The organism is Chloroflexota bacterium, assembly GCA_038040195.1.
Lineage (GTDB): Bacteria > Chloroflexota > Limnocylindria > QHBO01 > QHBO01 > DASTEQ01.
Genome location: JBBPIR010000016.1, coordinates 1,202 through 4,234 on the forward strand (window position 1 = coordinate 1,202; position 3,033 = coordinate 4,234).

At 74.1% G+C, this 3,033-nt stretch carries 1 protein-coding gene; it reads left to right on the forward strand.

Features of this window, described 5'->3' with window-relative positions; genetic code table 11:
* Positions 1-190: 190 nt before the first annotated feature.
* The coding region (locus AABM41_09660; GenBank protein ID MEK6192563.1) for an FAD-linked oxidase C-terminal domain-containing protein at positions 191-3,033 on the forward strand (2,843 nt) is incomplete at its 3' end.

Here is a 3,033-nt window from a genome sequence, read left to right on the forward strand (position 1 = left end):
CTGCGACATCGGCTCTGGACATGTTCCCCCTCCCGCCGTGGGCGCCGGACGCGCTGGATCAGCCCTCGCCATAGACTACCCGCGCAAGCGTCGTCCCGGGACCCGGTTGGCTATTCGGCTACGCGAAGATCAGCAGGAGGTCGCCCGCCGGCGCTCGCGCCGGGGCGCCCCCGAGGGGCCGGCCGCGGCGGTGGCCGCCGCGCTCGAGAGCGAGCTCCGGGGCGAGGTGCAGGCCGATGCCTACTCGCGGCACCTGTTCGCGAGCGACGCGAGCATGTACGCCGTCGAGCCGCTGCTGGTGGCGTTCCCGCGCGACGCCGACGACGTGGCCGCGGCCATCGCCGTCGCCGGCCGGTTCGACGTGCCGGTGGTGACCCGTGGGGCCGGCACGAGCCTGTCGGGCCAGGCCGTGGGCGGTCGCGGAATCGTCCTCGACACCTCGCGCCACATGGACGCCATCCGCGACCTCGATCCGCAGGCGCGCCGCGTGCGGGTCGGCCCGGGCGTGGTGCAGGAGGACCTCAACCGGGCGGCGCAGGCGCACGGCCTCGGCTTCGGCCCGGACACCTCCACGTCGAACCGGGCGACGATCGGCGGCATGATCGGCAACAACTCCTCCGGCAGCCACTCGATCGTCTACGGGACGACCATCGACCACGTCCAGGAGCTCGACGTGGTGCTGTCGGACGGCACGCGCGCGCGCCTCGGCCCCGTGGACGACGCCGAGCGCGCCCGCCGCGCGGCGGCCGGCACCCTGGAGGGGGCGATCTACCGCGGGCTCGGAGACATACTCCGCGATCACCGGGACGCCATCGCCAACGACTACCCGCGCCACTGGCGCCAGTCCGGCGGGTACCGCCTCGACCGCCTCGCGGGCGACGCGCGGTTCGACCTCGCCCGCTTCGTCGTCGGGTCCGAGGGCACGCTCGTGGCGATCACCGAGGCCACCGTCGGGCTCGTGCCGCTGCCGAAGGCGAGGATGCTCGCCGTCGGGCACTTCGACTCGATCGCCGCCGCGATCGCCGCCACGGAGGATGCGCTCGAGCTCGACGCCGCGGCGATCGAGCTCATGGACCGCACCATCCTCGACCTCTCCCGCCGCAAGCTCGAGTTCCGCCGGCTGGGGAGCTACCTCCAGGGGGACCCGGAGGCCCTGCTCTTCGTCACGTTCTTCGGCGACTCGGAGGCGGAGGCCCGGGACGGGGTCGACCGCCTGGAGGCGGTCTGGCGGCGCCACGGCCACGGCTACCACACGCTCCGGGCCGAGACCGCGGTCGAGCAGGAGGCGCTCACCAAGGTGCGCAAGCTGGGGCTCGGGCTGCTCATGTCGGCGAGCACCGGCGCGCGCCGCCCGCTCGCCTTCGTCGAGGACACCGCCGTCGCTCCCGAGCGCCTGAACGAGTACGTCGCGCGCTTCAGGGAGGTCCTCGACCGTCACGGGCTGACCGCGGGCTTCTACGGTCACTGCTCGGTCGGCTGCCTGCACATCCGGCCCTACCTGGACCTGACCGCGCCCGGGGGCGTGGAGACGATGCGCGCGGTGGCTGAGGAGATCGTCGGCCTCGTCTCGGAGTTCGACGGCGTGAACTCGAGCGAGCACGGTGACGGCCGCGCCCGCGGCGAGTTCAACCGGAGGGTCTTCGGCGAGGACCTCTACGAGGCGATGCGCAAGGTCAAGCGCCTCTTCGACCCCCACGGGCGCCTGAACCCCGGGGTGATGGTGGACGCGCCGCCGATGACCGAGGACCTCCGGGACCCGGCGCTGCCGCCCCCGACCCCGCTCGTCACGCGGCTGTCGTTCGACGAGCACGGCGGGATGCGCGGCGCCGCGGACCGCTGCGTGCGGATCGGCGCCTGCCGCAAGACGGGGATCGGCGTCATGTGCCCCTCCTACATGGCCACGCGCGAGGAGGAGCACGCCACCCGGGGCCGGGCCAACGCGCTGGTCAAGGCGCTCTCCGAGCCCGACCCCAAGGCGGCGCTGGGCGACGAGCGCCTGCACGAGATCCTCGACCTCTGCCTGGAGTGCAAGGCGTGCAAGAGCGAGTGCCCGCTGAGCGTCGACATGGCCTCCATGAAGAGCGAGTTCCTCTCCCACTACCAGGACATCCACGGCGTGCCGCTGCGCTCTCGGCTCTTCGGCGCCATCCGCCGGCTCAACCGCATGGGGGCCGCGACCGCTCCGCTGTCGAACCTGCCCGGGCGGGTGCGGCCGCTGCGCACGCTGCTCGACCGCCGTGTGGGGATCACCCGCCGGCGGCCGCTGCCGCGGTTCACGCGCGAGACGCTGATCCGCTGGCACCGCGGCCGGCGCCCCGCGACGGCCACCGGCTCCCGCGGCGAGGTGGTGTTCCTCGCCGACTCGTTCACGACCTTCACCGAGCCGGGGATCGGGCGGGCGGCCATCGAGCTCCTGGAGCACGCCGGCTGGCGGGTGCGGCTCGAGCACGGCGGCTGCTGCGGGCGAGCCAGCATCTCCAAGGGCCTGCTCGACCAGGCGCGGGGCATGGCCGCTGACATGGTCGCGCGCCTCGCCGAGGAGGCGGAGCGCGGGGTGCCCATCGTGGGCTGCGAGCCCTCGTGCCTGCTCACCCTGCGCGAGGAGCATCTCGCTCTCCTGCCCGGCGACGAGCGGGCGCAGGCGGTCGCCGGCCAGGCCCGCCTGGTGGAGGAGCTGCTCGTCGAGGCGATCGACGACGGCGCCCTGCGGCTCGATCCCGATTCGCCGGTGAGCGGACGCCGGATCGTGCTGCACGGGCACTGCCACCAGAAGGCCCTGACCGGCACGGCCGCCACGGTGGCGCTGCTGGAGCGCATCCCCGGCTCCGAGGTCGTGGAGCTCGACGCCGGCTGCTGCGGCATGGCGGGGTCGTTCGGCTTCGAGTCCGAGCACTACGAGCTGTCGATGCAGATCGGCGGGATGCGGCTGTTCCCGGCGCTCGAGGCGGAGGGATCCGCGACGCTGGTCGCCGCCACCGGGGTCTCGTGCCGCCAGCAGATCGCCCACGGGGCGCGGCGCGAGGCGCGGCACCC